The organism is Pseudomonas sp. PIC25 (assembly GCF_002286785.1).
Lineage (GTDB): Bacteria > Pseudomonadota > Gammaproteobacteria > Pseudomonadales > Pseudomonadaceae > Pseudomonas_M.
In genome coordinates this window covers 20,654-46,991 of sequence record NZ_MUJY01000060.1, presented here as the reverse complement: position 1 = coordinate 46,991, position 26,338 = coordinate 20,654, and the positions used below count along the sequence as shown (strand labels likewise).

General features: G+C 63.6%; 30 protein-coding genes. 11 read left to right on the top strand and 19 right to left on the bottom strand.

Annotated features, from left to right (window positions below):
- Positions 1 to 155 precede the first annotated feature (155 nt).
- From BZL41_RS06830 to BZL41_RS06820, 3 genes are all read right to left on the bottom strand, one after another.
- Complete coding sequence (locus BZL41_RS06830; RefSeq protein WP_095598588.1) at positions 156 to 1,265, bottom strand: NADH:flavin oxidoreductase/NADH oxidase; 1,110 nt, start codon at positions 1,263 to 1,265, stop codon at positions 156 to 158.
- 89 nt (positions 1,266 to 1,354) lie between these two features.
- Entirely contained in the window at positions 1,355 to 3,070 is a 1,716-nt protein-coding gene (gene recJ / locus BZL41_RS06825) for a single-stranded-DNA-specific exonuclease RecJ (RefSeq protein WP_095598587.1), read from the bottom strand.
- A gap of 56 nt (positions 3,071 to 3,126) precedes the next feature.
- Entirely contained in the window at positions 3,127 to 3,654 is a 528-nt protein-coding gene (locus tag BZL41_RS06820; RefSeq protein ID WP_084337047.1) for a winged helix DNA-binding protein, read from the bottom strand.
- A 213-nt stretch (positions 3,655 to 3,867) separates the two neighbouring features.
- Here BZL41_RS06820 and BZL41_RS06815 point away from each other — a divergent pair, with 213 nt between their 5' ends.
- From BZL41_RS06815 to BZL41_RS06800, 4 genes are all read left to right on the top strand, one after another.
- Positions 3,868 to 4,617 (top strand): 5-oxoprolinase subunit PxpA, encoded by a 750-nt coding sequence (locus BZL41_RS06815; protein WP_095598586.1) that lies wholly within the window; start codon positions 3,868 to 3,870, stop codon positions 4,615 to 4,617.
- Positions 4,614 to 5,312, top strand: a complete 699-nt coding sequence (gene pxpB, locus BZL41_RS06810; RefSeq protein WP_095598585.1) for a 5-oxoprolinase subunit PxpB — start codon at positions 4,614 to 4,616, stop codon at positions 5,310 to 5,312. The genes BZL41_RS06815 and pxpB overlap by 4 nt, the downstream gene beginning before the upstream one ends.
- On the top strand, positions 5,309 to 6,220 hold the full coding sequence (locus BZL41_RS06805; RefSeq protein WP_095598584.1) for a biotin-dependent carboxyltransferase family protein: 912 nt from the start codon (positions 5,309 to 5,311) through the stop codon (positions 6,218 to 6,220). The genes pxpB and BZL41_RS06805 overlap by 4 nt, the downstream gene beginning before the upstream one ends.
- Before the next feature lie 118 nt (positions 6,221 to 6,338).
- Positions 6,339 to 7,565, top strand: a complete 1,227-nt coding sequence (locus BZL41_RS06800) for an NRAMP family divalent metal transporter (protein ID WP_095598583.1) — start codon at positions 6,339 to 6,341, stop codon at positions 7,563 to 7,565.
- Positions 7,566 to 7,586: 21 nt separating this feature from the next.
- On the opposite strand, the gene BZL41_RS06795 is transcribed toward BZL41_RS06800, so the two are convergent.
- A complete protein-coding gene (locus BZL41_RS06795; protein ID WP_095598582.1) occupies positions 7,587 to 8,129 on the bottom strand; it encodes a YaeQ family protein in 543 nt (180 codons plus the stop codon).
- Between the two features lie 133 nt (positions 8,130 to 8,262).
- Here BZL41_RS06795 and BZL41_RS06790 point away from each other — a divergent pair, with 133 nt between their 5' ends.
- On the top strand, positions 8,263 to 9,462 hold the full coding sequence (locus BZL41_RS06790; RefSeq protein ID WP_095598581.1) for a CaiB/BaiF CoA-transferase family protein: 1,200 nt from the start codon (positions 8,263 to 8,265) through the stop codon (positions 9,460 to 9,462).
- 21 nt (positions 9,463 to 9,483) lie between these two features.
- Complete coding sequence (locus BZL41_RS06785; RefSeq protein WP_095598580.1) at positions 9,484 to 9,747, top strand: hypothetical protein; 264 nt, start codon at positions 9,484 to 9,486, stop codon at positions 9,745 to 9,747.
- Positions 9,748 to 9,800: 53 nt separating this feature from the next.
- Here BZL41_RS06785 and thrC read toward each other — a convergent pair whose 3' ends face one another.
- The 5 genes from thrC to xerD all read right to left on the bottom strand — a co-directional run bounded on the left by thrC (position 9,801) and on the right by xerD (position 15,052).
- Positions 9,801 to 11,210: a threonine synthase gene (thrC, locus tag BZL41_RS06780; protein ID WP_095598579.1), complete on the bottom strand. Its 1,410-nt coding sequence runs from the start codon at positions 11,208 to 11,210 to the stop codon at positions 9,801 to 9,803.
- 96 nt (positions 11,211 to 11,306) lie between these two features.
- The gene (locus BZL41_RS06775) at positions 11,307 to 12,611 is read right to left on the bottom strand and encodes a homoserine dehydrogenase (protein ID WP_095598578.1); all 1,305 of its coding nucleotides are present in this window, start codon (positions 12,609 to 12,611) and stop codon (positions 11,307 to 11,309) included.
- A gap of 114 nt (positions 12,612 to 12,725) precedes the next feature.
- Positions 12,726 to 13,214 carry a GFA family protein gene (locus BZL41_RS06770; protein WP_095598577.1) on the bottom strand — a complete coding sequence of 163 codons (489 nt, stop codon included), beginning with the start codon at positions 13,212 to 13,214 and terminating at the stop codon, positions 12,726 to 12,728.
- A 106-nt stretch (positions 13,215 to 13,320) separates the two neighbouring features.
- On the bottom strand, positions 13,321 to 14,046 hold the full coding sequence (locus tag BZL41_RS06765) for a DsbC family protein (protein WP_095598576.1): 726 nt from the start codon (positions 14,044 to 14,046) through the stop codon (positions 13,321 to 13,323).
- A gap of 109 nt (positions 14,047 to 14,155) precedes the next feature.
- The gene (gene xerD, locus BZL41_RS06760; protein ID WP_095598575.1) at positions 14,156 to 15,052 is read right to left on the bottom strand and encodes a site-specific tyrosine recombinase XerD; all 897 of its coding nucleotides are present in this window, start codon (positions 15,050 to 15,052) and stop codon (positions 14,156 to 14,158) included.
- A gap of 213 nt (positions 15,053 to 15,265) precedes the next feature.
- Between xerD and BZL41_RS06755 the strand changes: the two genes are divergently transcribed.
- On the top strand, positions 15,266 to 15,946 hold the full coding sequence (locus BZL41_RS06755; protein WP_095598574.1) for a hypothetical protein: 681 nt from the start codon (positions 15,266 to 15,268) through the stop codon (positions 15,944 to 15,946).
- 125 nt (positions 15,947 to 16,071) lie between these two features.
- Here BZL41_RS06755 and rplS read toward each other — a convergent pair whose 3' ends face one another.
- From rplS to ffh, 5 genes are all read right to left on the bottom strand, one after another.
- Positions 16,072 to 16,422 carry a 50S ribosomal protein L19 gene (gene rplS, locus BZL41_RS06750; RefSeq protein WP_084335762.1) on the bottom strand — a complete coding sequence of 117 codons (351 nt, stop codon included), beginning with the start codon at positions 16,420 to 16,422 and terminating at the stop codon, positions 16,072 to 16,074.
- A 43-nt stretch (positions 16,423 to 16,465) separates the two neighbouring features.
- On the bottom strand, positions 16,466 to 17,209 hold the full coding sequence (gene trmD, locus BZL41_RS06745) for a tRNA (guanosine(37)-N1)-methyltransferase TrmD (protein ID WP_095598573.1): 744 nt from the start codon (positions 17,207 to 17,209) through the stop codon (positions 16,466 to 16,468).
- 2 nt (positions 17,210 to 17,211) lie between these two features.
- Positions 17,212 to 17,745 (bottom strand): ribosome maturation factor RimM, encoded by a 534-nt coding sequence (rimM, locus tag BZL41_RS06740; RefSeq protein ID WP_095598572.1) that lies wholly within the window; start codon positions 17,743 to 17,745, stop codon positions 17,212 to 17,214.
- A gap of 5 nt (positions 17,746 to 17,750) precedes the next feature.
- Entirely contained in the window at positions 17,751 to 18,002 is a 252-nt protein-coding gene (gene rpsP, locus BZL41_RS06735; protein ID WP_084335759.1) for a 30S ribosomal protein S16, read from the bottom strand.
- A 164-nt stretch (positions 18,003 to 18,166) separates the two neighbouring features.
- On the bottom strand, positions 18,167 to 19,543 hold the full coding sequence (gene ffh / locus BZL41_RS06730) for a signal recognition particle protein (RefSeq protein ID WP_095598571.1): 1,377 nt from the start codon (positions 19,541 to 19,543) through the stop codon (positions 18,167 to 18,169).
- A 156-nt stretch (positions 19,544 to 19,699) separates the two neighbouring features.
- Between ffh and BZL41_RS06725 the strand changes: the two genes are divergently transcribed.
- Together BZL41_RS06725 and BZL41_RS06720 are read left to right on the top strand one after the other, a co-directional pair.
- A complete protein-coding gene (locus tag BZL41_RS06725) occupies positions 19,700 to 20,500 on the top strand; it encodes an inner membrane protein YpjD (RefSeq protein WP_095598570.1) in 801 nt (266 codons plus the stop codon).
- 18 nt (positions 20,501 to 20,518) lie between these two features.
- Entirely contained in the window at positions 20,519 to 21,796 is a 1,278-nt protein-coding gene (locus BZL41_RS06720; RefSeq protein WP_095598569.1) for an HlyC/CorC family transporter, read from the top strand.
- Here the strand turns inward: BZL41_RS06720 and BZL41_RS06715 are convergent.
- The 5 genes from BZL41_RS06715 to BZL41_RS06695 are packed head-to-tail and all read right to left on the bottom strand — an operon-like array spanning position 21,774 to position 25,087.
- Positions 21,774 to 22,508, bottom strand: a complete 735-nt coding sequence (locus BZL41_RS06715) for an SGNH/GDSL hydrolase family protein (protein ID WP_095598568.1) — start codon at positions 22,506 to 22,508, stop codon at positions 21,774 to 21,776. The genes BZL41_RS06720 and BZL41_RS06715 overlap by 23 nt on opposite strands.
- Complete coding sequence (gene purT / locus BZL41_RS06710; RefSeq protein ID WP_095598567.1) at positions 22,505 to 23,686, bottom strand: formate-dependent phosphoribosylglycinamide formyltransferase; 1,182 nt, start codon at positions 23,684 to 23,686, stop codon at positions 22,505 to 22,507. The genes BZL41_RS06715 and purT overlap by 4 nt, the downstream gene beginning before the upstream one ends.
- 60 nt (positions 23,687 to 23,746) lie before the next feature.
- Positions 23,747 to 23,938, bottom strand: a complete 192-nt coding sequence (locus BZL41_RS06705; protein WP_095598566.1) for a DUF1289 domain-containing protein — start codon at positions 23,936 to 23,938, stop codon at positions 23,747 to 23,749.
- Positions 23,938 to 24,462 carry a gamma carbonic anhydrase family protein gene (locus BZL41_RS06700; RefSeq protein WP_095598565.1) on the bottom strand — a complete coding sequence of 175 codons (525 nt, stop codon included), beginning with the start codon at positions 24,460 to 24,462 and terminating at the stop codon, positions 23,938 to 23,940. The genes BZL41_RS06705 and BZL41_RS06700 overlap by 1 nt, the downstream gene beginning before the upstream one ends.
- 22 nt (positions 24,463 to 24,484) lie before the next feature.
- On the bottom strand, positions 24,485 to 25,087 hold the full coding sequence (locus tag BZL41_RS06695; protein WP_095598590.1) for a CoA pyrophosphatase: 603 nt from the start codon (positions 25,085 to 25,087) through the stop codon (positions 24,485 to 24,487).
- 150 nt (positions 25,088 to 25,237) lie between these two features.
- Between BZL41_RS06695 and BZL41_RS06690 the strand changes: the two genes are divergently transcribed.
- Positions 25,238 to 25,795: an NUDIX hydrolase gene (locus BZL41_RS06690; protein ID WP_095598564.1), complete on the top strand. Its 558-nt coding sequence runs from the start codon at positions 25,238 to 25,240 to the stop codon at positions 25,793 to 25,795.
- Between the two features lie 26 nt (positions 25,796 to 25,821).
- Positions 25,822 to 26,325 (top strand): murein L,D-transpeptidase family protein, encoded by a 504-nt coding sequence (locus BZL41_RS06685; protein ID WP_095598563.1) that lies wholly within the window; start codon positions 25,822 to 25,824, stop codon positions 26,323 to 26,325.
- Positions 26,326 to 26,338: the final 13 nt, after the last annotated feature.

Below are 26,338 nucleotides of genomic sequence, written 5' to 3'. Positions count from 1 at the left end.
TGCTCATTTACAGCTCGTAAAGTCGAATGCGACCCCAGTCACGTCCTCGCCTGTTTTTGCCTTGCATGGCTCTAGCTCGCGAGATCGTAAACAGGTTCTAAGGTCGTAGACCATGCTGTGGGCCTCGGGGAGTGCTTCCAGATGTTGCGTCACGATCAGTCGTAACTGATCGGTACCTTGCGGATCGGCGTGTCACGGTGCGCCGCCCGCACGTACTGCGCCGGCCAGGCTACCGAGCGGTCGCCCAGCTCGGCGGCGGCGTGCAGCGGCCAGTAAGGATCGCGCAGGAGTTCGCGGGCCAGCAGAATCAGGTCGGCCTGACCGGTACGCAGGATGTGCTCGGCCTGCACCGACTCGGTGATCATGCCCACCGTCCCGCTGGCGATGCCTGCCTCGCGGCGTACCCGTTCGGCGAACTGGGTCTGGTAGCCGGGCCCGGTGGGAATCTCCGCGTTGACCGCGGTCCCGCCCGACGATACGTCGATCAGGTCGACGCCAAGGGCTTTCAGACGGCGCGCCAGTTCGACGGTCTCGTCCGGGTTCCAGCCATCCTCCACCCAGTCGGTGGCGGAGAGGCGCACGAACAACGGCAGGTCGTCCGGCCAGACGCCGCGCACCGCCCCGGTCACCTGCAGCAACAGGCGAATACGATTATCGAAGGAACCACCGTAGGCATCGCGCCGCTGGTTCAACAAGGGCGAGAGGAACTGGTGCAGCAGATAACCGTGGGCGGCATGCACCTCGGCCACCTTGAAACCGGCGGCCAGGGATCGCTCGGCGGCCTCGACGAAGGACTGGATAACCCGGGCGATGCCCGCCTCGTCCAAGGCCGTTGGCACGGCGTGCTCCGGATCGAAGGCGATGGTCGATGGGCCCACCGGAGTCCAGCCGCCAGCGCCGATTGGGACGCTGCCATGCCGGCCGAGCCAGGGTTGCCAGGTACTGGCCTTGCGCCCGGCATGGGCCAGCTGGATACCGGCGACCGCGCCCTGGGCCTCGATGAAGCGAGTGATCCGCCGCAGCGGCTCGACGTGCTCGTCGGACCAGATACCCAAATCCTCGGCGGTGATCCGGCCTTCGGCAGTCACCGCCGTGGCCTCGACGATCACCAGCCCGGCACCACCTACCGCGCGGCTGCCCAGGTGCACCAGATGCCAGTCGTTGGCCATGCCGAGCCTGGCCGAGTACTGGCACATGGGCGAGACGGCGATGCGATTGGGCAGGGTCAGGCCGCGCAGGGTGCAGGGTTCGAACAGCTTGGTCATGATCACCTCGGCAGAACACGGGACGGATGTGATCTGGACCCGCCTGGCGCGGGTCGGTTCATGCCGAAGGATAGTCGCCCCGTCGGGGCTCAGCGCGGCGCGATATGCGCGATCAGCAACTGCACGCTTTCCTGGCCACGGTACTCGTTGACGTCCAGCTTGTAGGCCAGCTCGGCCCAGCGCACGGTCGGGTTCGGCCACTGTTCGCGGTCGATGTTGAAGGCAATGCCATCCAACTGGGTGGAGCCGCATTCGCTGCGCAGCACCAGCTTCAGGTGGCGCTCGCCGACCAGCCGCTGCTGCACCAGTTGGAACACACCATGGAACAACGGCTCGGGAAAATGCTGGCCCCAGGGACCGGCGTTGCGTAGCGCCCTGGCCAGCTCCAGGTGGAATTCCTCGACGCTCAGCTGCCCATCCGAGAGCAACCGTCCGGTGAGGTCGTCCTCGCAGAGCTGGCGACGTACCTCGGCATCGAAGGCCGCGGCGAAGGCGCCGAAGTTTTCCTGCGGCAAGGACAGGCCGGCGGCCATCGCGTGTCCGCCGAACTTGCTGATCAGGCCGGGATGCTTCGCCGCCACCGCGTCCAGCGCATCGCGGATATGCAGCCCCGGCACCGAGCGGGCGGAGCCCTTGAGCAGGCCGTCGCCGGCATCGGCGAAGGCGATGGTCGGCCGGTGGTAGCGCTCCTTCAGGCGCGAGGCGAGGATGCCGATCACGCCCTGGTGCCAATCCGGGTCGAACAGGCACAGGCCGAACGGCAGGTCTTCCAGCGGCAAATCCTTGAGTTGGGCCAGGGCCTCGCGCTGCATGCCTTGCTCGATGGCCTTGCGGTCCTGGTTAAGCTGGTCGAGCTGCACCGCCATGTCACGGGCCAGCGCTTCGTCCTCGCAGAGCAGGCACTCGATGCCGAGGGACATATCGTCCAGGCGCCCCGCAGCGTTGAGGCGCGGGCCGAGAATGAAGCCGAGGTCGGTGGAGGTGATCCGCCGATGATCGCGCCCCGCCACTTCGAGGATCGCCCGCAGCCCCGGCCGCGCCCGCCCGGCGCGGATGCGCGCCAGGCCTTGGTGGACCAGGATGCGGTTGTTGGCGTCCAGCGGCACTACATCGGCCACGCTGCCGAGGGCGACCAGATCGAGCAGATCGCCCAGGTTCGGCTCCTTGATCCCCAGTCGCTCGAACCAGCCCTGCTCGCGCAGGTGAGCACGCAGCGCCAGCAGCACGTAGAAGATCACCCCGACCCCGGCGATGCACTTGCTGGGGAACCGGCACTCCGGCTGGTTCGGGTTGACGATGGCATCCGCGGCCGGCAGCTCCGGCCCCGGCAAATGGTGGTCGGTGACCAGCACGGCGAGCCCGGCAGCCTTGGCGGCGGCTACCCCCTCGACACTGGAGATGCCGTTGTCCACGGTCACCAGCAGGTTCGGCTGGCGCTCCAAAGCGACGGCGACGATTTCCGGGGTCAGGCCATAGCCGTACTCGAAACGGTTTGGCACCAGATAATCGACGTGGGCAGCCCCGAGCTGGCGCAAGCCGAGCACACCGACGCAACTGGCGGTGGCGCCGTCGGCATCGAAGTCGCCGACGAAGAGAATGCGCTGACGGTCCTCCAGGGCACGCGCCAGCAGGGCGACCGCCGCGTCGATGCCCTTGAGCTGCTGGTACGGGATCAGGCGCGCCAGGCTCTTGTCCAGTTCGGCGGCGGATTGCACGCCACGCGCTGCGTACAGGCGGGTCAGCAGCGGCGGCAGATCGCCCAGGTCGGGCAAGGTGTCGGGCAGCGGGCGGGGTTCGATACGCATCGCGAAAAACTCGGTCGGATTCGGAAAAGCGGAAAAGGCGGCGACGGACGACCGCCTCAGAGCGACGTTGCGGCACGCGCCGCCTGGTCGTACAGCCCGGACATGGCCCGCAGCATGCCGGCCAGACGGTGAATTTCCTCCGGGTCGACATTCAGGTTCTCGAACGATGCGATCAGGCATTCGCGGCGGATGTCGGCGTATTCCTGGCAGAGCTGCCGGCCTTTGTCGGTGGTGCGGTAGAACATTTCCTTGCCCTGCTTCTCGCCTTCCACCAGGCCGAGCTTGGCCAGCTTCTTCAGCGCGTAGGTCACCGTGTGGGTGTCTTCGATATTGAGCAGCAGGCAAATGTCCGCCTGGCGCTTGGCGCGGTCCCGGCTGGTCAGGCTGTGCAGCACCATCACATCCAGCGCGTTCATTTCCACCTCGCCGGCGGCCTTCATGCAGCGCTCCATCCAGCGCAGGAAGGCATGGCTGGCGATGATGATGCCGAATTCGAGTTCGGAGAGTTCCTGGGACTGCGCGGCGAGGTGCGCCGACGCCACGATGGGCGAGCGCAACGGACGGGAGGATTTGGCGTCAACCATCTTGCGATCCATGACTGTATGCGGAGCCGGCTCGTCGGAACCGGGCGGCATGGGTTTGGTCGGCAAGCATACAGGAAAGCGGAAAACGACGGACGACGAGCGGACAGAAGAATCAACAAAAATATATTGATAATTTATCGATATTTTATCATCGTAATACCACAAGATTCCGCCCCTTCTCCTGGGGTACCGATAACAACGAGAGGATCCGAGATGAGCCGCCTGCTCCTGAACTGCGACATCGGCGAAAGCTTCGGCGCTTGGCGCATGGGCCTTGATGCCGAGGTCATGCCCTTCATCGACTGCGCCAACATCGCCTGCGGCTTCCACGCCTCGGACCCGGTCACCATGCGCCGTACCGTCGCCCTGGCGGTGGCCCATGGCGTTCGCATCGGCGCCCACCCCGCCTACCCCGACCTAGTCGGTTTCGGCCGCCGCTCCATGGCCTGCTCCCCCGAAGAAGTGGAGAACATGCTGCTCTACCAGATCGGCGCGCTGGACGGCATCTGCCGCGCCGAGAGCAGCAGGGTGAGCTACGTGAAACCTCATGGCGCGTTGTACAACGACATGATGCGCAACCCGGACCTGCTGCGGGCCGTGATGCGCGCCATCGCCGCCTACGACCGGCAGCTCCCGCTGATGCTGATGTCCACCCGCGACAACACCGTTGCCGAGTCGCTGGCCAGGGAGATCGGGATCACCCCCTGGTTCGAGGTGTTCGCCGATCGTGCCTACGACAGCGCGGGCCGACTGGTATCGCGTACGCAACCCGGCGCGGTCCATCACGACGCCGAGACCATTGCCGCCCAGGCCCTCGCCCTGGCCCGTGGAGAACCGCTGGTCGCCAGCGACGACAGCCCGCTGCCGTTGCGGGCCGACACCCTGTGCGTACACGGCGACAACGCCGGCTCGGTCGCCGCGGTCCAGCGCATTCGCGACGCACTGCAGGGCCTGCCGGCATGACGCCGCGCATCGAAGTGGTGGGCATCGATAGCCTGATGCTGCGGCTGTTCGACAGCATCGACGAGGCGCACATGCCCTGGCTGCTGGCAGCGGCGAAGCGTCTGCGTCAAGCCTTCGGCACAGCACTGACGGATCTGGTGCCGTCCTACACCACGCTGCTGGTGCAGTACGACCTCCTGCAACTGGACGACCGCCGTGCCCGTATGTTGATCGACGAAGCCCTGGAAGGGTTGACGCCGGAAGCAAACGACTCAGGCCGCTGCCATGACGTGCCAGTGTGGTACGACCGCCGCGTCGGCCCGGAACTGGAAACGCTCGCCGAACGCACCGGCCTGGGGCTCGCGGGCGTGATCGAGGCCCACAGCCGGCACAGCTACCAGGTGTTCGCCCTCGGATTCGCCCCCGGATTCGCCTTCATGGGGCTGGTCGAACCCATCCTGGCCACGCCGCGCCTGAGCACACCGCGCAAAAGCGTGCCGGCCGGCAGCCTGGGCATCGCCGATCGCCAGACAGCGATTTACCCACAAGCCTCTCCCGGCGGTTGGAACCTGATCGGCCGTTCTCCGCAGCGCCTGTTCGCCCCTGCCGAGGGCAGCCTACTCCAACCCGGCGATCGTGTGCGCTTCGTGCCGGTGGATCGGACGGAATTTATCCGCCTCGGCGGTGACGACACGCCTTTCGAGGTGACGCGATGAGCCTGCTGATCGAACACGGTGGCACGCTCGCCACGCTCCAGGACGGTGGCCGTCATGGCGTGCGTCATCTGGGCGTAACCCAGGGCGGCGCGGCGGATTGGGTCTCCCACGGACTGGCCAACGCGTTGCTCGGCAATCCCCGCCAGGCGGCGGTCATCGAGATTACCTTCGGCGGACTCACGTTGGTGGCGGAAAGCGATGTCTGCCTCGCCCTGTGCGGTGCGGACCTGGGCGCCACTCTCGACGGCGAGCCGCTGCGCCCATGGCGCAGCTTTCGCCTGCACAAGGGGCAGCGCCTGCGCTTCGCCCAACCGCGTCAGGGTGTGCGCGCTTACCTGGCCGCACCCGGCGGCTTCGAGGCGCCGACTATGCTGGGCAGTTATTCCAGCGTCCTGCGCGAGGGGCTGGGGGGCCTGCACGGGGACGGCCGGCCATTGGCCCAAGGCGATCGCCTGAACTGGCCCGGCATTTCATCCTCGCCCCGCGAGTTGTCCGCCGCACAGATTCCCGACCTCGGCTCGCAAACGCCGCTGTCCGTGGTGTTGGGCGCGCAGATTGGCGACTTCACCGGGCAGAGCCTGTTCGACGCCTTCAACAGCGACTGGGAAGTGGACGCCCGGGCGGATCGGATGGGCGTCCGCCTGCTCGGGCCAGAGCTACGCTGCACGCGGCGGTCGATGGTCTCGGAAGGCGTCCCGCTGGGCGCCCTCCAGGTGCCGGCCGATGGCCAGCCCATCGTGCTGCTCAACGACCGGCAGACCATCGGCGGCTACCCGCGCCTCGGCGCACTGACGCCCCTCTCGGTGGCACGCTTGGCGCAGTGCCTGCCCGGCACCCGGCTACGGCTGACACCGGTCGGGCTGGACATCGCTCAACGCCAGCACCGCCACTGGCTGGGGGCGACCTGATCAACGAATCGAACAACAAGAAAGAAAACGCTCACGCGTTCAGCCGTTGCATTGCCGCCGGGCCCGCCCGGCAAAACACATACCTGCCCCTAACGCCAAGAAAAATAGAAGGTGCAACATGCAACCCATCTCCGCTCCCTACAGCGCTCCCCCGTCATCCCAACGCAGCGTTCTGCGCGGCGCCATTTTCATCATGGCGACCTCGTCGATCGGCCCGGCCTTCCTGACCCAGACCTCGCTGTTCACCGAGAAATACCTGGCCAGCTTCGCCTTCGCGATCCTCATCTCGCTGCTGATCGACATCGGTGCGCAACTGAACATCTGGCGCATCATCAGCGTCTCCAACCTACGCGGCCAGGATGTCGCCAACCGGGTACTGCCCGGAGTCGGCCACCTGATCTCGGCTTTCATCGTGCTCGGTGGGATCGCCTTCAACATCGGCAATATCGGTGGGGCCGGATTGGCGATGAACGTGATCTTCGGCGTACCGCCGGTGCTCGGCTCGCTGATCGCCGCCGTGGGCGTGATCGCCATCTTCGTGATGCGCAACGCCAAGCGGATCATGGACATGGTGATGCAACTGCTCGGCGTGATCATGTTGTGCATGATCGGCTACGCCATGCTGCAGTCCAACCCGCCGCTCCTGGAGGCGCTGTCGCACAGCATCAACCCGGACGACCCGCTGATTCTCCTGCTTCCCATCGTCACCCTGGTCGGCGGCACGGTGGGTGGCTATATCTCGTTCTCCGGAGGGCATCGCCTGGTCGAAGCCGGGATCGTCGGCATCCACAATGTCGGCCACGTCACCCGCGCCGCGGTCACCGGCATCCTGACCACCGGCGTGGTACGCGTCTGCCTGTTCCTCGCCACCCTCGGCGTGGTCAGCAAAGGGCTTGCCCTGGACCCGGGCAATCCAGCGGCCTCGGTGTTCTCCCATGCCATGGGCACCGTCGGTTACAAGATGTTCGGCATCGTCCTGCTGGCCGCATCGGTGTCCTCGGTAATCGGCGCCGCCTACACCAGCGTCAGCTTCATGTACTCGCTGCATGACAGCATCCGTCGCTACAACGAACGGATGGTGATCGCCTTCATCGTCTGCTCGACGCTGATCTACAGCCTGGTCGGGCAGCCGGTGAAGGTGCTGGTGGTGGCCGGTGCGCTCAATGCGCTGGTCCTGCCGCTGGCGCTGGGGTGCATCCTCTGGGCCTCGCGCAAGACCGAGATCGTCGGCACCGAGTACCGCCATCCGCGCTGGATGCTGGTGTTCGGCATCCTGGCGGTCATTGCCACGGCGGTCGGCGTGGTGCTGTCGCTCAAATCGCTGCTGCAGTTCTGGCTGTCGTGACGGGAGCGGCCGGCGACGGCATCAGCCGCGTTCGCCGGCCAGCCACTCCAGCGGGATTTCGTGCTGGCCGCGTTCGTCGGTGATGAACAACGAACCCTCGCTGATCATCACGCTCCAGCCCAGCGAACGCGGCAGGTCGGCTGCCAGCGCTTCCAAGGCCTCCTGCCCCACCGCCACCACGTTGAGGTTCTTCAGCCCGCGAACCGAATCCAGCACCTTGCCCTGCCACACCCGCAGGCTGCCGTAAGCCACCAGACTGAAGCGCTCGGCGCGTCGCGAGCACCAAGTGATGCGCTCGGCGTCCGGCTGGCCGACTTCGATCCAGTGCAGGATGCGGTCATCCAGGCTCTTCTCCCACAACGCCGGCTCGTCGACATCCGACAGCCCGCGCCCGAACGCCAGCGACTCGCTGTACCACAGCGCATAAGCGATCAACCGAACCGCCAATCGCTCCTCGGTCTCCGAAGGATGGCGAGCGACGGTGAAACGCAGGTTCTCGTACACCCCGCGATCCAGATCGGTGAGGTTCAGTTCGACTTTATAGGGCGTGGCTTGCAGGGCCATGGGCGGGCTTCTTTGTCGTTCAGGGGGCGGTAAGTCTATCAGTTGCCCATGGCCGATCCCTAACCCTATCGCCACCCTCCCCTCATGCCGCGCAATCGCATAGGCTTAGGCATCCTTTCGTCCTGGAGCCTGCATGAGCCTCTCCGCCAAACCCCTCGCCGGCCTGAAAGTCATCGAACTCGGTACCCTGATCGCCGGCCCGTTCGCCTCGCGTATCTGTGCCGAGTTCGGCGCGGATGTGATCAAGATCGAATCGCCCGATGGCGGCGACCCGCTACGCAAGTGGCGCAAGCTTTACGAAGGCACGTCGCTCTGGTGGTTCGTGCAGGCGCGTAACAAGAAGTCGCTGACGCTGAACCTCAAGCACCCGGAGGGGCAGGCCGTTCTGAAGCGGCTGCTCGGCGAGGCGGATATCCTGATCGAGAATTTCCGCCCCGGCGTGCTGGAGAAACTCGGGCTGGGCTGGGACGCCCTCCATGCCTTGAACCCGAAGCTGGTCATGGTGCGCCTCTCCGGCTTCGGCCAGACCGGCCCCTACAAGGACCAGCCGGGTTTCGGCGCTGTGGGCGAATCCATGGGCGGACTGCGCTACATCACCGGATTCGAGGATCGCCCACCGGTGCGCACCGGCATTTCCATCGGCGACTCGATCGCGGCACTCTGGGGTGTGATCGGCGCGCTCATGGCCTTGCGGCATCGAGAGGTGAATGGCGGCCAGGGCCAGATGGTGGACGTGGCCCTGTACGAGGCGGTGTTCGCCATGATGGAAAGCCTGGTGCCGGAGTTCGACGTATTCGGCTTCATCCGCGAGCGCAGCGGCAACATCATGCCGGGCATCACGCCCTCCTCCATTCACACCTGCGCGGACGGTCGGCACATTCAGATTGGCGCCAACGGCGATGCCATCTTCAAGCGCTTCATGCTCGCCATCGGCCGCGACGACTTGGCGAACGACCCGACCCTGGCCGACAACGCCGGTCGCGATCTGCGCCGGGATGAACTCTACGGGGTGATCGACCGCTGGGCCGCCTCACTGCCATTGGCCGAGGTGGAGGCTATCCTGAACAGGGCGGAGGTTCCGGCAAGCCGAATCTACTCTGCCGCCGACATGTTCGCCGACCCGCAATTCCTGGCGCGGGAAATGTTCCTTTCCGCCCGCCTGCCGGACGGCAAGGCGTTCAAGATGCCGGGAATCGTGCCCAAGCTCTCCGATACCCCGGGCTCGGCGGAATGGGTGGGGCCGCAACTGGGCGAGCACACCGCCGAAGTGCTGGAACGGCTCGGCTACACGACGCAGCAGATCGCCATCTTGCGTGAGCAGGGCGCGGTCTGAGCCAACGAACTGGGAGTCGCCATGAATCGACCGGACAGACTGCTGCCGCCCGAGGTCATTGCGATTCTGCGGCAAGGCGACCGGCAGGGGGCTATCGAATTGCTCCGCGAGCAAGGTGGCATGGATGAGGACAGTGCCCGCGAAGCGGTCGACGACTATCTGGAGAACAACCCGCCGGTACGTCTGCGCGGCGCATCGATCGTTGCGCAGAACAGGCGCAACGGGCTGATCTGGTTCATCTTCATCGTGCTGATGGCCGGCGTTTATCTCTTGATCGCCGGCTAGCACTGAAGCTCAGGAACAAGGGCCGCTCGCATCGAACGAGCGGCCCGCTCCCCTCAGAGCGGCTTGCCGCGATTGCCGTGCTGGCTGACGAAGGCCTGGACAGCCTTGAGGTCATTGGCCAGGACCGTGCAACGCTCTTCGCGCTCGAACAGATCGGTAAGATGCGCCGGCAACGCCGGGGCCTGACCGACGCCCGCCTTGAGCACCGCATCGGGGAACTTCACCGGGTGGGCCGTGCCCAGGGTGATCATCGGGATCGCCAGACTACGGCGGCACTCGCGCGCGGCACGCACGCCAATCGCCGTATGCGGATCGAGCAACTCGCCGCACTCCTTGTAGACCTCGGCGATGGTTTCGCAGGTCTGTTCGTCATTCACCGCCAGGGAATCGAACAGCTTGCGCGCCTCGGTCCAGCGATCTTCCTCGACACTGAAACCACCACCCTGCTTGAAGGTATCCATCAGCGCGGCGATGGCGGCACCGTTGCGCCCGTGCAGGTCGAACAGCAGGCGCTCGAAGTTCGAGGACACCATGATATCCATCGACGGCGACAGGGTCGGATGCAGGGCATCCTTCACGTACTGGTTGCCGCTCATGAAGCGATGCAGGATGTCATTGCGGTTGGTCGCGACGATCAACTGGCTGATCGGCAGACCCATGTTGCGCGCCAGGTAGCCGGCGAAGATGTCGCCGAAGTTGCCGGTGGGTACGGAGAACGCCACCGACCGGGCCGGCCCGCCCAACTGGATGGCGGCATGGAAGTAGTAGACGATCTGGGCCATGATCCGCGCCCAGTTGATCGAGTTGACCGCCACCAGCCGGGTGCCCTTGAGAAAACCCTGGTCGGCGAAGCTGGCCTTGACCATCTCCTGGCAGTCATCGAAGTTGCCTTCGATAGCGATGTTGTGGATGTTTTCGCCGAGGATGGTGGTCATCTGCCGGCGCTGCACTTCGGATACCCGGTTGTGCGGGTGCAGGATGAAGATGTCCACGTTCTCGCAGCGGCGGCAGCCTTCGATGGCGGCAGAACCGGTGTCGCCGGAGGTGGCGCCCATGATCACAACGCGCTCGCCACGCTTCTCCAGTACATAGTCGAGCAGACGACCGAGCAGTTGCAGGGCGAAATCTTTGAACGCCAGGGTCGGCCCATGGAACAGTTCGAGCACCCATTCATTCGCATTCAACTGGCGCAACGGCGCTACCGCGGCGTGCGCGAAGACACCATAGGTCTCTTCCAGAATTTTCTTGAAGTCGGCATCCGGGATGCTGCCGGTCACGAACGGACGCATCACGCGGAAGGCCAGCTCGTGGTACGGCAGACCGGCCCAGGAGGCGATTTCTTCCTGGGTGAAGCGAGGCAAGTTTTCCGGAACATAGAGACCGCCGTCGCAGGCCAGGCCAGCGAGGAGCACGTCTTCGAAATTCAGCGCAGGCGCCTGGCCGCGGGTACTGATGTAACGCATATCTGCAAACCTTCGGTTTGAGCCTCGAGTTCCGAGCCCCGGACTGCAAGCGATCCAGTCGACTTGCAGCGTGCAGCTCGCCGCTCGCGGCCGCTGTTAATTGAGCTGTTCCACGCGGATGCGGACGACCTTGCCCACTACGTCGCTGAGCGCTTCCAGCGCCGCGATGGCCTCGTTGATCCGCCGCTCCTCGACGCGATGGGTGACCAGGATCATCGGCACCAGGCCGTCATGTTCCTCGGCTTCCTTCTGCATGATCGACTCGATGTTGATGCCGCGCTCGGAAAGGATGGACGCCACCTGGGCCAACACGCCCGGATGATCCTTGGCCTGGATGCGCAGGTAATAGGCACTGACACAGGACTCGATCGGCAGGATCGGATGGTCGGACAGCGAATCGGGCTGGAAGGCCAGGTGCGGCACACGGTTGCCCGGGTCGGTGGTCAGGGCGCGAACCACATCGACCACGTCGGCCACCACCGCCGAAGCGGTCGGCTCCATGCCGGCGCCAGCGCCATAGTAAAGAGTCGAGCCAACAGCATCGCCATTGACCATCACCGCGTTCATCACACCGTTGACGTTAGCGATCAGACGGTCGGCCGGAATCAGTGTCGGGTGCACACGCAGTTCGATACCGCCCTCGGTGCGGCGCGCCACGCCGAGGTGCTTGATCCGGTAACCCAGGGCTTCGGCGTAGTTGACGTCGGCCGTGGTGAGCTTGGTGATGCCTTCCGTGTAGGCCTTGTCGAACTGCAACGGGATGCCGAAGGCGATGGATGCAAGGATGGTCAGCTTGTGCGCGGCGTCGATACCCTCGACGTCGAAGGTCGGGTCGGCCTCGGCATAGCCCAGCGCCTGGGCTTCCTTGAGTACGTCCTCGAAGGCGCGCCCCTTCTCGCGCATCTCGGTCAGGATGAAGTTACCGGTGCCGTTGATGATGCCAGCCAGCCAGTTGATCTGGTTGCCGGCCAAGCCTTCGCGGATCGCCTTGATCACCGGGATACCGCCTGCAACTGCCGCCTCGAAGGCAACGATCACGCCCTTCTCGCGGGCCTTGGCGAAAATCTCGTTGCCATGCACGGCGATCAGTGCCTTGTTCGCGGTGACCACATGCTTACCGTTCTCGATGGCCTTCATGACCAGATCGCGAGCCAGGGTGTAGCCGCCGATCAGCTCGATGACGATGTCGATTTCCGGATTGTTGGCGACTTCGAAGATATCGGCGGTGATGGGGGTGGCACCGGTATCGCACTTCGGGTTGGGTCGACGGGCGGCAATCTGGGCGACTTCGATGCCACGACCGGCGCGGCGCGCGATTTCATCGGCGTTGCGTTTCAGAACATTGAAGGTGCCGCCACCGACGGTCCCCAGCCCACAGATGCCTACTTTCACCGGTTTCACGCTGAACTCCCCATCATTACCGCCAGGAACGGCCGGATGCGCCGGCCGAGGAAAAGAGCCGCACATTACGAAGGGTCAGGTGTTTAGTCAATCGGCGGCAGGCCGCGAGGGGCCTCAGTCGGCGGTCAGGCCCAAGCGTTCGTGCCACTGGGCGAGCGATTCGTCCGGGTACTCGTCGAACAGCTTGTCGTGCGCGCCTCGCTGAACCTCTACCCAGGCGGCCTTGGAACCGAGCATCAGGTGCACATGCTCCGGAGGAACCGGCAGTTGGGTATCGATCGCCGAAGCATGAGGGTGGACCAGATCCGGCCAAGTCGGGTCCCACAGCCAGAGCGCACTGCCGCAGTGCTTGCAGAAATGCCGACGGGCGGAGCTAAGCCCCGCTTCACCCGGCTCGTCGCTCATCCGGGCGCGGTAGACCGAGATATTTTCGCGACCGTCCACCTGCAGTGTGCGGTAGTCGCCGCCGAGGTTGATCGCGAAGCCGCCCGCCCCCGCCGTCTTACGGCAGATTGAGCAATAGCAACGCATGAAGGGATAGGGTTGCGCCGAATCCAGGGAGAAGCGAACGGCGCCACAGTGGCAGGAACCTTCCAGTTTCATCGCGACCTCCATCATGTGAAGCCGCGAATGCGGCCGTCGCCCTTTGGATCGACGACGGCCGCGCGGATTCAGGCCGCTCGGAACAAAGCGATAAGCGGCTTGCCCGTTACTTCGCTTCCAGGGCCAGCTTGGCCAACTGAGGGGCCGGCTGATAACCGGGGATCATCTGGCCGTTGGCCAAGACGATGGCAGGCGTCCCCTGCACACCGATCATCTGCCCGAGCTGGAATTGCTTGGCCACCGGATTCTCGCAGTCGCCCGGGGGCAATTCCTGGCGGGACTTGGCCTTGTTCATCGCCTCCTGGCGATCCTTGGCACACCAGACGCTGACCAGACCGTTGTAACCATGGGAACCGACACCCTGGCGCGGGAAGGCGACATAACGTACCTCGACGCCACGGCGATTCAGCTCTGGAACTTCGCTGTGCAGTTTCTGGCAATAGCCGCAATCGGTGTCGGTGAAGACGGTGATGTGAGTCTTCGGCTCCTTGGGAGCGAACACCACCATTTCGCTGACGGGAATGGCATTGATTTCCTTGGCAACGCCTACCTTTTCCGCCTCTTCGGTGAGATTGATGGTCTTGTCGTCCTTGAGCTGGAATAGATAGCCCTGCATGACGAACTGGCCGTCGGCGCTGGCGTACAGCATACGACCGCCTTTCAACTGGACCTGATACATACCGGGCATGGGGCTTTCGGCGATGGCCTCGATCGGCAGGTCAGGCTGGAGCTTCGTCAGGTTCTGGCGAATGGCCTGATCCGGATCGGCGGAAAGGACCGTGCCGCTGGCCAGGCTGAACGCCATGGCGGCGAATAAGGGGGTCAGGCGCATGGATACTCCTGTCGCGAGACGTCTGGTTGCGGAATGGTCCAGAGCCTACCACAGAAGCCCCGCCGGACCGACGTCAAAGGCCCGAATGGACATTGCAGCGGATCACACTCTAACCGCGCGGGTGATGCCGAGCATGCAGCTCCTGCAAACGGGCGCGGGCTATATGAGTATAGATCTGGGTGGTCGACAGGTCGCTGTGGCCAAGCAGCATCTGCACCACCCGCAGGTCCGCGCCATGATTCAGCAAATGGGTGGCGAACGCATGCCGTAACGTGTGCGGCGACAAGGGCTTCACGATCCCGGCAACGCGCGCCTGGTGCTTGATCCGGTGCCAGAAGGTCTGGCGGGTCATCTGCTCGCCCCGCAGGCTGGGGAACAGCACATCGCTCGGCTTACCATCCAGCAGAAAAGGCCGCGCTTCGCGCAGATAACGCTCGACCCAGACGATCGCCTCCTCGCCCATCGGCACCAGGCGCTCCTTGCTGCCCTTGCCGAACACTCGAAGTACCCCTTGGCGCAGATTGACCTGCTCCAGCGTCAGACTGACCAGCTCGGTGACCCGCAGACCGCAGGCATAGAGAACTTCGAGCATGGCACGGTCGCGCAGGCCGATGGGATCGTCCAGCTCCGGCGCCGCCAGCAGCGCCTCCACATCCGTCTCGGACAACGACTTCGGTAAAGGACGGCCGAGCTGAGGAAGCTCCACCTGTAAGGTAGGGTCGACTTCGATCACGCTCTCGCGCAGCAGGAAACGATAGAACCCGCGCAAACCGGAAAGGAAACGCGCCGTGGAGCGTGCCTTGTAGCCATTGTCGAGACGCCAGCCCAGGTGATCCAGAATCGCATCGCGCCCCGCCTTTGCCAGCTCGATATCGCGCTCCTGCAACCAGCCATGGAACAGGGAAAGATCGCTGCGGTAGGCGGACAGGGTATGGGCGGACAAGCCCTTTTCCATCCAGAGGGACTCAAGGAAACGGTCGATCAACGGGTGGTCGATGGCAGGCATGTCTTGTCGGGGTGATTCAGGAAGCGGCTAGTCTTTCACAGCACGACCGCTCGCAGCCAGAGGGCGGTCGAGGTGATCCCGCAGGAAACACCCGATCGACCATGATGCGGGAAGAAGAGACGAACGGCTTGTCAGCCTATCTTTTGGGTGGGTGACAGGAGACCCGCCCAAAGACATGATCTCATATAGCCATCAAAGCAACCGGACCCTCCGATGCCTCATCAACAGAACTCCCGCCTCGGTCAGATTCTGCTCACTAAAGGGCTCATTACCCGCTCACAATTGGATGAGGCCATCACGCTTCAACTGACTAAGAAGCAGCGCCTGGGCGAAATCCTTATTGCGCAAGGCCTGATCAGCGAACGTCAACTGAAGAAAGCTCTGAAGAAGCAGAACAACCTGCGTGTCGCCGCCACGCTGGTGGCCGCCCTGCTCAGCCCCTTCCAGATGGCCAGCGCGGATATCCAGCGATTGCAGACACCGCAGAGCATCAGCCGGCAGGAAGCCCCTCGCGGCTTGAAACCGCTGACCGACAAGGAGCTGAGCAGCGTCAGCGCCCGTGGCTTGGACGACGTTCTGCAATCACTGTTCCTCCAGGCGGAGAACGGCGATGGCCTAAGCACCATCAGGCAGTTGTCCAGGCTGGTAATGCCAGTGCTGGATAGCCTCGAAGCGGAAACGTCCATCCAGGATGTGAAATACGACACCCAGCGCATGAGTTCGACGATCAACCCGGACGGTACCGTCGAGGTTCGCCTGCCCAGTTCGATCGGTGAGCTGCGTTTCGACAACATTCGCGTCGCCGGCGCACCCCGCAACCAGAGTTTCGGCAGCCTGCACCTGCAGGATATCGACCTGTCCCAAGCCTCGCTCAAGATCAGCCTGCGCCGTTGAAACCCAACAGAACGGCGACTACCGCAGGGCTGTTGAACAGGGTCGACAGGAGCGCCTCATCAGTAATAAGTGCCCCAGAAACAAAAAAGCAGCCCGGAGGCTGCTTTTTCTGAAGGAGCGCCGGATCAGGCCAGCTTTTCCTTGATGCGAGCTGCCTTGCCGGACAGGTCGCGGAGGTAGTACAGCTTGGCCTTGCGCACGTCGCCGCGGCGCTTGACGCTCACGCTGTCGACCAGCGGGGAGTAGGTCTGGAAGGTACGCTCGACACCGACGCCGCTGGAAATCTTGCGCACGGTGAACGCGCTGTTCAGGCCACGGTTACGCTTGGCGATGACCACACCTTCGAAAGCCTGCAGACGCTGACGGTCGCCTTCCTTCACTTTCACTTGAACGATAACGGTGTCGCCCGGGGCGAAAGCCGGAATTTCTTTGTTCATCTGCTCGGCTTCGAGCTGCTGAATGATCTTGTTGGTCATCTGAGTGCTCCTAAGACAAACCCACAGGTTTGCCATCGATACGTTAACTATCGTCCCGCTGGCGAAGATATTCCGCCAACAGCTTTTGCTCTTCTCCAGAAAGCGAGCGGCTATCCAGAAGATCAGCGCGACGTTCGTAGGTCCTTCCAAGGGACTGCTGCAAACGCCAGCGCCGGATGTGTTCGTGATTGCCGCTGAGCAGCACCTCAGGAACACGTTTGCCTTCGTACACCTCGGGTCGGGTGTAGTGCGGGCAGTCGAGCAGGCCGTCGGTAAACGAATCCTCCTCGGCGGAATCCACATGGCCCAATGCACCGGGCAACAAACGGGTTACCGCATCGATCAGCACCATCGCCGGCAGCTCGCCACCGGACAGAACGTAATCGCCAATCGACCATTCTTCGTCGACGTGCGCCTCGATGAAGCGCTCGTCGATGCCTTCGTAGCGACCGGCGATCAGGATCATTGCCTGTTCCTGCGCCAGTTCGCGCACGGCCGCCTGCTTCAACTGGCGACCCTGCGGCGACAGGTAGATCACCTTCGCTGTCTCCCCGGCCGCCTGCTTGGCTGCTGCCAGAGCACGCTCCAGAGGCTGGATCTTCATCACCATGCCTGGTCCACCGCCGAACGGGCGGTCATCCACCGTCTGGTGGCGATCCTCGGTAAAGCTCCGCGGGTTCCAGCAGGTCAGCTGCAGCAGCCCCTGCTTCACCGCACGGCTGGTAATGCCGTACTCGCTGATGGCGGCAAACATCTCCGGGAAGATGCTGATGACCTCGACCCTCATGGTCAGAAGTCCGCGTCCCAGTCCACCCGCATTTCACCGGCCTCCAGATCAACCGACAGCACGCACTGCCCCGTATAGGGCAACAGGCGCTCGCGATCATCCAGGCTGCCCGGGAAGGGCTTGACCACCATCACATCGTTGGAGCCGGTTTCCAGCAGATGATCGATACGCCCGAGCAGCTGCCCAGCCTGGTCGATCACCTTGAGCCCTTCGAGCTGGTACCAGTAGTACTCGCCCTCGGAAAGGCCCGGAAGCTCGCTACGGGGCACACAAATGTCGAAGCCCGCGAGAGTACGTGCCTCTTCACGGTCATCGAGTCCTTTCAGCTTCGCCACCAAGACCTTGCCTTGGAGGCGGCCCCTGCTCACTTCAACCTGCCGCGTCTCGCTGTCACGCCGAAGCGTCCAGCGGCAATAGTCCAGCAGGTTGTCGATCGGATCGGTGAAGGAATACACCTTCACTTCGCCGCGAACGCCATGCACCGAAGTGATCTTGCCGAGGACAATCAGCTCCTCGGAAACCGGCGTCGCGTTCATGCTGCTCAGGCAGTGGCCTTGGCAGCTTCCTTCAGCAGCTGAGCAACGCGCTCAGACGGCTGTGCGCCCTGGCTCAGCCAGTAGTTGGCACGCTCCTGATTGACGGAGAGCTTCACTTCGGCACCCGAGGCGACCGGATTGAAGAAGCCGATACGCTCTACGAAGCGACCGTCGCGCGCATTGCGGCTGTTGGTCACGGTCAGGTGATAGAAGGGGCGCTTCTTGGAGCCGCCACGGGCGAGACGAATGGTTACCATGAGAACATCGTTCCTGTAGTCGGTGCTTGCAAAACTAAATTGCACACTGGGCCCTAGGCCCGAAAGGCCGCATATTCTAAGGATTATCCGGCCGTTTGCAAATCTCTTTTTCCGCCGCCCATCGGTGCGGCCGGAAACGGCCGGCGCACCGGGGCGTCGCCCCATCAGAACTTGGGCATGCCGCCACCGGGGAACATGCCGCCCATCCCCCGCATCATCTTGGCCATGCCGCCCTTGGCGGTGAATTTCTTCATCATCTTCTGCATCTGCTTGTGCTGTTTGATCAGCCGGCCGACGTCCTGCACCTGGGTACCGGAGCCGAGGGCGATGCGGCGTTTGCGCGAGCCGCTGATCATCTCGGGATCACGGCGCTCGGCGGGCGTCATGGAGTTGATGATGGCCTCCATCTGTTTGAACTGCTTCTCCGCCACGCCCTGGGCACTTCCCATCTGCGCCAGGTTCATGCCACCGATCTGCGGCAGCTTGTCCATCAGGCCGCCCAGCCCGCCCATGTTCTTCATCTGTTGCAACTGGTCGCGGAAGTCTTCGAGGTCGAAGCCCTTGCCCTTCTTCAGCTTCTTGGTGAGCTTCTCGGCCTTTTCCCGGTCGAGCGTCTGCTCGGCCTGCTCGATCAAGCTGAGCACGTCGCCCATGCCGAGGATGCGCGAGGCAATCCGGTCCGGATGAAAAGGCTCGAGCGCATCGCTCTTTTCGCCCATGCCGATGAACTTGATCGGCTTGCCCGTGATCGCGCGCACCGACAGGGCCGCACCGCCACGCGCATCGCCGTCCACCTTGGTCAGTACCACGCCGGTCAGCGGCAGCGCCTCGCCGAAGGCCTTGGCGGTGTTGGCGGCGTCCTGGCCGGTCATGGCGTCGACCACGAACAGCGTCTCGGCCGGCTTGACCGCCGCATGCAGCGCCTGAATCTCAGCCATCATGTCGGCATCGATGTGCAGACGACCCGCGGTGTCGACGATCACCACGTCGATGAATTTGAGTTTCGCCTCGCGAATCGCCGCTTCGGCGATGGCCACCGGCTTCTGGCTGGTGTCGGAGGGGAAGAAGGCCACATCGAGGTCGTTGGCCAGGGTTTCCAACTGCTTGATGGCCGCCGGCCGGTAGACGTCGGCGGACACCACCAGAACCGACTTTTTCTTGCGCTCCTTGAGGAAGCGCGCCAGCTTGCCGACTGTGGTGGTCTTGCCCGCACCCTGCAGGCCAGCCATCAGCACTACCGCCGGGGGCGCCACATTCAGTGCCAAATCCTCGTTGGCGGCGCCCATCAGCGCCTCCAGCTCGGCCCGGACGATCTTCACGAACGCTTGGCCCGGCGTCAGGCTCTTCGAGACCTCGGTGCCAACCGCACGGTCTTTCACCCGGTTGACGAAGTCCTTGACCACCGGCAACGCCACGTCGGCTTCGAGCAGGGCCATGCGCACTTCGCGCAGGGTATCCTTGATATTGTCCTCGGTCAGCTTGGCCTTGCCAGTGACGGTACGCAGGGTGTGCGAGAGGCGATCGGTAAGATTTTCGAACATGCGCGTTCCTTTCGGACTCTATTGAACCGAGGTGATCTTGCGGCAGGGCGCGGATTATAGCGAAGACCTGGGATCACCGACACCGCCTGAAGTCTTTCGTGAGACGAGGGTTCTATGCCACACTCACGCCCTTTCGGGCTCGTCTTATACGGATTTATGCACCCTCTGCTGCCCAGCCTCGCGGCCGCCTGCCTATACGCAGGCGCCACCGCCTACCAAGGACTCCGCCTGGCCCGTCGCGAGCTGCCGGACCGGCGCCTGCTGGCTCTCCTGGCCATCCTCGCACTGCTTGCCCATGCCGTCGGCCTGTACAACCAATTGCTGACCCCCTACGGACTCAACCTGGACTTCTTCAACGCCGCCAGCCTGATCGCCGCCGCGGTGATTGCCCTGACACTGCTGGCCTGCGCGCGAATCCCGGTGGAGAACCTGTTGCTTCTGCTACTGCCGCTCGGCGCGCTGACGGCGCTGCTGGCGCAGTTCATGCCCTCTGGCACGATCCAGCCGATCAACGAAGAACCGGGCATCCTGGCGCACATCCTGCTGTCGATCCTGGCCTACGGCATGCTCACCATCGCCATGTTCCAATCGCTGCTGCTTCTCTTGCAGGATCACCAGCTCAAGCACAAGCACCCCTCCGGACTGATTCGCAACTTCCCCCCACTGCAGACCATGGAAAGCCTGCTGTTCGGCTTCCTCTGGGCTGGCTGGGGCCTGCTCTCGCTGTCGCTGCTGTCCGGCTGGCTGTTCCTCGAGGACCTGTTCGCCCAGCATCTGGCGCACAAGACGCTGCTCGCCTGCGTAGCCTGGCTGGTCTTCGGGGTGCTCCTGTGGGGCCGCCATCAGCTCGGCTGGCGCGGGCACAAGGCGATCCGTTGGACGCTGGCGGGCTTCTGCCTGCTGATGCTGGCTTATTTCGGCAGCAAGCTGGTGCGCGAATTCATCCTGCATATTTAGATACCTAGGCCACCGCCCGTGGAAAACGTACATCCTGGCTTCCTGCTCGGCCTGTTAGTCTTCCTGCTGGTCTGTTCGGCGTTCTTCTCCAGCTCCGAGACCGGCATGCTCAGCCTCAACCGCTACCGGTTGAAGCACCTGGCCAAAGAGGGACACCGTGGCGCCAAGCGCGCCAGCGCCCTGCTCAGCCGTCCAGACCGTCTGCTCGGCACCATCCTGATCGGCAACAACTTCGTCAATATCCTCGCCTCGTCGATCGCCACCGTGCTGGCCCTGCAGCTCTGGGGCGAAGCCGGCATCGCCATCGCCACCGTAGGGCTGACAATCGCCCTACTGATCTTCGGCGAAATCACGCCCAAGACCCTCGCCGCGCTCAAGCCGGAAAGCGTCGCCTATCCCGCCAGCCTGCCGCTGTTGTTGCTGCTCAAGCTCTTCTATCCGCTGGTACTGGCGCTCGGCTGGGTCAGCAACGGTCTGCTCCGCCTGTTCGGCATCGACCCGGCGAGCAAGGGCAACGACGCACTGACCACCGAGGAACTGCGCAGCGTGGTCCGCGAGTCCAGCCACGAGCTGCCACTCAACCGACAGAACATGCTGCTCGGCATCCTCGACCTGGAAAAGGTCACGGTGGACGACATCATGATTCCGCGCAGCGAAGTCACCGGGATCAATCTGGAAGACGATCTGGACGATATCGTCACGCAGTTGCGTACCACTACCCATACCCGGCTTCCGGTGTTCCGCAACGACATCAACCAGATCGAAGGCGTGGTGCACATGCGCCAGATCGCCCGCCTGCTCACCCACAACCAGTTGACCAAGGAGTCGCTGAGGGCCGCCTGCCACGAGCCTTATTTCGTGCCGGAAAACACGCCCCTTTCGACGCAACTGATCAACTTCCAGAAGCAGAAACGCCGCATCGGTATCGTCGTCGACGAATATGGCGACGTGCTCGGTATCGTAACGCTGGAAGACATCCTCGAAGAGATCGTCGGCGAGTTCAGCAATCAGGACGCCCTGCGCAGCCCCGATATCCATCCTCAGGAGGACGGCACCCAGGTCATCGATGGCGCCGCCTATATCCGCGAAGTGAACAAGGCGCTCGGCTGGCAATTGCCCTGCGACGGCCCGAAAACACTCAACGGCTTGGTTACCGAGGCCCTGGAAAGCATTCCCGATAGCGGCGTATGCCTGAAGATCGGCCCCTACCGGCTGGAAATTCTCCAGGCGGCAGAAAACCGGGTGAAGACGGTGCGAGTCTGGGAAGTGAAGGTCAAACCACCTGAGCAGGACTGAGCAACTGCGCCAGCCCCTGCGCCCACATGCGATAGCCCAGACTGGACGGATGATAGCCATCCACTGCCAGGTAACCTCGGACGAACTCCAGCGTCATCGGGCAGTAGGCCATGCCGGACGCCTGGGCCACTTCACGCAGTTGCGCATCGAGTAGCCTGGCCCGTGCACCCAGCAGCCGCCGCAGCAACCAGGGCAAGACGAAGAAATGCTGAAGCGGCGGAACGCTGCTGAACGCGACGCGGGCTCCCCGCTTCGCCAGGCTCGTCGCCATCGTTTCCAATGCCGATCTCCACTGCGACGCCGGACTGAGGCGGGTGGTGTCATTGACACCGAAAACCAGCAACGCCAAATCGACCGGCTCTCCCAGAGCCTGGGGCAACAGACGCTCGCAGGCCTCATGCGCCGTGATACCGTTTTCCCCGCAGGCCAGCCAATGCACCGGCCGGCGATAGCGCTCGGCCAATTCCGCCGCCAGACGGCCAGCCAGCGCATATTCGAGGCAGGACGCCCCGACACCTGCCACCGTCGACTCCCCCAGCACCAGCAAGCGCAAGGGTTCGCCCTCCAAGCCCATGCCGGCCCGCCCTCTGGCCGGACCGGCTGCAGGCGACAACCGCAAGGCCTGACGGCGGGTTCGAACGGCCAGCAACAAGGCGATCGGCAGCACCGGCAGTGCCGCCGACCACCAGGCCAGGCCGTGCCACCGACTCACAGATCGACGCTTACCGCTTGAGCCGCGCGGGTCGCCTTGGCCCGCGCCACCTCCACTGACGTGTCGCGTGCCAGTGCGACACCCATGCGCCGCTGCCCCGCCACTTCCGGCTTGCCGAACAGACGCAGCGCGGTATCCGGCTCGCTCAGCGCCGCCGCCAAGTTGCCGAAACTCACCTGCTTCGACGCCCCTTCCACCAGCACCACGGCCGAAGCCGACGGCCCTAATTGACGAATCGCAGGAATCGGCAATCCCAGAATGGCTCGCGCATGCAGAGCGAACTCGGAAAGGTCCTGGGAAATCAGCGTGACCAGCCCGGTATCGTGAGGGCGTGGCGAAACCTCACTGAACCAGACCTGATCACCCTTGACGAACAACTCGACACCGAACAGGCCGCGCCCGCCCAGCGCCTCGGTGACCGCACGGGCAATACGCTCGGATTCGGCCAGCGCCTTCGGGCTCATTGCCTGGGGCTGCCAGGACTCATGGTAGTCGCCCTTGACCTGGCGATGGCCGACCGGCGCGCAGAAATCGGTACCGCCGATGTGCCGGACGGTCAGCAAGGTGATCTCGTAGTCGAAATCGATGAACCCTTCGACGATCACCCGCCCCTTGCCGGCGCGCCCGCCCTCCTGGGCATAGTCCCAGGCCGCCTGGAGATCGTCAGGCCCCTTGAGCAGGCTCTGCCCCTTGCCGGACGAACTCATGATCGGCTTCACCACGCAGGGATAGCCCAGGTCTTCCACCGCCGCACGATAGTCCTCGAAGCTGTCGGCGAAATGGTACGGCGAGGTCGGCAGTTCCAACTCCTCCGCAGCCAGGCGACGGATGCCTTCGCGGTTCATGGTCAATTGCGCAGCCCTGGCGGTGGGAATCACGGTGAAACCCTCGGCCTCCAGCTCGACCAGCGTGGCCGTGGCAATGGCTTCGATCTCAGGGACGATGTAGTGCGGCTGCTCCCGCTCGATCACCGTACGCAACGCAGCGCCATCCAGCATATTGACCACATGACTGCGATGGGCGACCTGCATGGCTGGCGCATCGGCGTAACGGTCGACGGCGATCACTTCGACACCCAGGCGCTGCAGTTCGATGACCACTTCCTTGCCCAACTCACCAGCGCCGCAGAGCAGGACACGGGTCGCACTCGGCGACAAGGGGGTACCAATACGAGGCATGACGTTTTCCTTTGGAACGGTGCGCGACTCGGCGCATTGAAAAAGAGAAGGCGAAGCGCGTCAGGAGAGCAACTGGCCCTTTATCCGGGCTCGCTCATGGCAACGGACCAACACTTGGCGACGCTCGACATTGTCCATGCGCCCCCAGCGAGTGATTTCGGCCACCGTTCGCTGGCAGCCGATACAGATGTCGTCATCATCCAGCGCGCAGACGTGCACACAGGGCGAAGCAACGGGTAACTCGCGCTCCATCAGTCGTCCTGCTCCGCCAGATCACGCGCGTAGCGCTGGGCGTTGTGCACATAGTGCGCGGCACTGGCTTCGAGCATTTTCTTCTGTTGCTCGGTCAGCTCACGCACCACCTTGCCCGGCGAACCCATGACCAGCGAGCCGTCGGGAATTTCCTTGCCTTCGGGAATCAGGGTATTGGCACCGATGAGGCAGTACTTGCCGATCTTCGCTCCGTTGAGCACCACGGCATTGATGCCGATCAGGCTGTAGTCACCCACCGAACAACCATGCAGCATGACGTTATGACCAATGGTCACACCTTTGCCGATGGTCAGCGGATAGCCCATGTCGGTATGCATCACGGTGCCATCCTGCACGTTGCTGTTCTCGCCGATATGGATCTGCTCGTTGTCGCCGCGCAGCACAGCACCGAACCAAACGCTGGCGCCGGACTCCAGCCTGACCTTGCCGACCAGAGTCGCATTGGGTGCGATCCAACTGTCCGGATGGGCATCGACGCGGGCGTCTCCCAGGCGATATTTCATCAGCGCTTCCTCTCAGGCAGGCTCAGCTCAGTTTGATAAAGGTGTTCGGGGCTCGGTGCAGTTGGATATCAGCGTCGTAGAGCAGGTTAACCAGCTCCACCACCATGATCGCCGTCAGGCCCCAGATCTTGTACTCGCCGAAACGGTAGCTGGGCACATACCAGCTATGTCCCAGGTAATCGATGCGATGGGTGACCTCGCGCGGGTCTTCACGGAAGAACGATAGCGGCACGCTGAATACCGAGGCGATCTCACCGTCGTTGGCCTGGTATTCGACGTAGTCGGGCACCAGCCCGACGTAGGGCGTCACCTTGATACCGTGTCGCGACACCAGCGTGCTCAAGGGACCGATGACCTCCACCAGGCCCGGCGGCAGGCCGATTTCTTCTTCCGCCTCGCGCAGGGCGGTGCGGATGAGATCGGGATCTTCGGGATCGCGGCGCCCGCCCGGGAAGGCGACTTCCCCGCCGTGGGTCGACAGGCCGCTGGCGCGCAGGGTCAATACCAGCTCGGGTTCGTCGCTGCGGGTGATAGGCACGAGGACCGCCGCCTCGGGGAAGCTGCGGTCCGTCTCCAAGAGGCGTGGCGAATAGGTGCGCACACGTTGGAGGAGTTCGTCCAGCATGGGCATTCTCGGTCTTTTCCTTTGCTTCGCATCATGGCACGAAGTCCCGCCGCGCCCAAGCCCCGCGCCAACCGGTCACGCCTTTCAGCCGGCCCGGCTTGCCGCCTCGCACCCCTCGCGCCAAGATGGGATCAGGATGAGGGGAACACCATGAAATTCTGCAGCCACTGCGGCAGTCCGGTGACGCAACGTATACCCGACGGCGATAACCGCCCACGTTTCGTCTGCGGCGAATGCCAGACCATCCATTACCAGAATCCGCGTGTCGTCGCCGGTTGCCTGCCCATATGGGGCGACCAGGTACTGCTCTGCCGCCGCGCCATCGAACCGCGCCGAGGCTACTGGACGCTCCCGGCCGGCTTCATGGAAAACGGTGAAACCACCGCCGAGGCCGCCATGCGCGAAACCCTGGAAGAAGCCTGCGCGCGAGTGCGCGACCTCAAGCTCTACACCCTCTTCGACCTGCCGCATATCAGCCAGGTCTATCTGTTCTTTCGGGCCGAGCTGGTCGACCTGGATTTCGCCGTTGGCGATGAGAGTCTCGAGGTTCGCCTGTTTCACGAGCGGGACATCCCCTGGTCCGAGCTCGCTTTCCCGACCGTAGGGCGTACCTTAGAATGCTTCTTCGCCGACCGGGTGGAGCATGTCTACCCGGTACGCAACGAACCTATCGAGGCGTTGCGGGCCTATTCTAAGAAAGTAGAGTAATTGCAGTTCCGGGGAGTCGTTCCAAAATGCGCTGGTTGTTCGCTGCTTTGTGCCTGTCCATCGCCACCTTGTCTCACGCCAACGCAACGCCCACCCTTGAGGGACAGCAGGTCGACAAGGTGCTGGTCGTCAAATCCGAGCGCAAGCTTCATCTCATCAGCAAAGGGCAGACGCTCAAGAGTTATCGCGTCTCCCTGGGCAAGCAGCCAAAAGGACCGAAACTTCGCGAAGGCGACAAGCGGACGCCGGAAGGCTTCTACTGGATCGACTGGCGCAAGCCCAGCGACAAATACAACCTGTCCATGCATATCTCCTACCCCAATGCCCGCGACCTCGCACGGGCCCGTCAGGAAGGCGTGCCGCCAGGCAGCATGATCATGATCCACGGCACGCCGCTGGATGAGGAATATCCCGAATGGTACTTCCAAACCCTGGACTGGACCGAGGGCTGCATCGCCCTGACCAATGCCGACATGAAGGAAATCTGGAGTCTGGTCAAAGACGGCACGCTGATCGAGATCAGACCGTGAGGGAAGGCACGCA

Excerpts from the sequence above, each read along its gene's own strand:
- BZL41_RS06830 (WP_095598588.1), bottom strand. The coding sequence starts at position 1,265 with ATGACCAAGCTGTTCGAACCCTGCACCCTGCGCGGCCTGACCCTGCCC.
- recJ (WP_095598587.1), bottom strand. The coding sequence starts at position 3,070 with ATGCGTATCGAACCCCGCCCGCTGCCCGACACCTTGCCCGACCTGGGC.
- BZL41_RS06820 (WP_084337047.1), bottom strand. The coding sequence starts at position 3,654 with ATGGTTGACGCCAAATCCTCCCGTCCGTTGCGCTCGCCCATCGTGGCG.
- BZL41_RS06815 (WP_095598586.1), top strand. The coding sequence starts at position 3,868 with ATGAGCCGCCTGCTCCTGAACTGCGACATCGGCGAAAGCTTCGGCGCT.
- pxpB (WP_095598585.1), top strand. The coding sequence starts at position 4,614 with ATGACGCCGCGCATCGAAGTGGTGGGCATCGATAGCCTGATGCTGCGG.
- BZL41_RS06805 (WP_095598584.1), top strand. The coding sequence starts at position 5,309 with ATGAGCCTGCTGATCGAACACGGTGGCACGCTCGCCACGCTCCAGGAC.
- BZL41_RS06800 (WP_095598583.1), top strand. The coding sequence starts at position 6,339 with ATGCAACCCATCTCCGCTCCCTACAGCGCTCCCCCGTCATCCCAACGC.
- BZL41_RS06795 (WP_095598582.1), bottom strand. The coding sequence starts at position 8,129 with ATGGCCCTGCAAGCCACGCCCTATAAAGTCGAACTGAACCTCACCGAT.
- BZL41_RS06790 (WP_095598581.1), top strand. The coding sequence starts at position 8,263 with ATGAGCCTCTCCGCCAAACCCCTCGCCGGCCTGAAAGTCATCGAACTC.
- BZL41_RS06785 (WP_095598580.1), top strand. The coding sequence starts at position 9,484 with ATGAATCGACCGGACAGACTGCTGCCGCCCGAGGTCATTGCGATTCTG.
- thrC (WP_095598579.1), bottom strand. The coding sequence starts at position 11,210 with ATGCGTTACATCAGTACCCGCGGCCAGGCGCCTGCGCTGAATTTCGAA.
- BZL41_RS06770 (WP_095598577.1), bottom strand. The coding sequence starts at position 13,214 with ATGAAACTGGAAGGTTCCTGCCACTGTGGCGCCGTTCGCTTCTCCCTG.
- BZL41_RS06765 (WP_095598576.1), bottom strand. The coding sequence starts at position 14,046 with ATGCGCCTGACCCCCTTATTCGCCGCCATGGCGTTCAGCCTGGCCAGC.
- xerD (WP_095598575.1), bottom strand. The coding sequence starts at position 15,052 with ATGCCTGCCATCGACCACCCGTTGATCGACCGTTTCCTTGAGTCCCTC.
- BZL41_RS06755 (WP_095598574.1), top strand. The coding sequence starts at position 15,266 with ATGCCTCATCAACAGAACTCCCGCCTCGGTCAGATTCTGCTCACTAAA.
- rplS (WP_084335762.1), bottom strand. The coding sequence starts at position 16,422 with ATGACCAACAAGATCATTCAGCAGCTCGAAGCCGAGCAGATGAACAAA.
- trmD (WP_095598573.1), bottom strand. The coding sequence starts at position 17,209 with ATGAGGGTCGAGGTCATCAGCATCTTCCCGGAGATGTTTGCCGCCATC.
- rimM (WP_095598572.1), bottom strand. The coding sequence starts at position 17,745 with ATGAACGCGACGCCGGTTTCCGAGGAGCTGATTGTCCTCGGCAAGATC.
- rpsP (WP_084335759.1), bottom strand. The coding sequence starts at position 18,002 with ATGGTAACCATTCGTCTCGCCCGTGGCGGCTCCAAGAAGCGCCCCTTC.
- ffh (WP_095598571.1), bottom strand. The coding sequence starts at position 19,543 with ATGTTCGAAAATCTTACCGATCGCCTCTCGCACACCCTGCGTACCGTC.
- BZL41_RS06725 (WP_095598570.1), top strand. The coding sequence starts at position 19,700 with ATGCACCCTCTGCTGCCCAGCCTCGCGGCCGCCTGCCTATACGCAGGC.
- purT (WP_095598567.1), bottom strand. The coding sequence starts at position 23,686 with ATGCCTCGTATTGGTACCCCCTTGTCGCCGAGTGCGACCCGTGTCCTG.
- BZL41_RS06705 (WP_095598566.1), bottom strand. The coding sequence starts at position 23,938 with ATGGAGCGCGAGTTACCCGTTGCTTCGCCCTGTGTGCACGTCTGCGCG.
- BZL41_RS06700 (WP_095598565.1), bottom strand. The coding sequence starts at position 24,462 with ATGAAATATCGCCTGGGAGACGCCCGCGTCGATGCCCATCCGGACAGT.
- BZL41_RS06695 (WP_095598590.1), bottom strand. The coding sequence starts at position 25,087 with ATGCTGGACGAACTCCTCCAACGTGTGCGCACCTATTCGCCACGCCTC.
- BZL41_RS06690 (WP_095598564.1), top strand. The coding sequence starts at position 25,238 with ATGAAATTCTGCAGCCACTGCGGCAGTCCGGTGACGCAACGTATACCC.
- BZL41_RS06685 (WP_095598563.1), top strand. The coding sequence starts at position 25,822 with ATGCGCTGGTTGTTCGCTGCTTTGTGCCTGTCCATCGCCACCTTGTCT.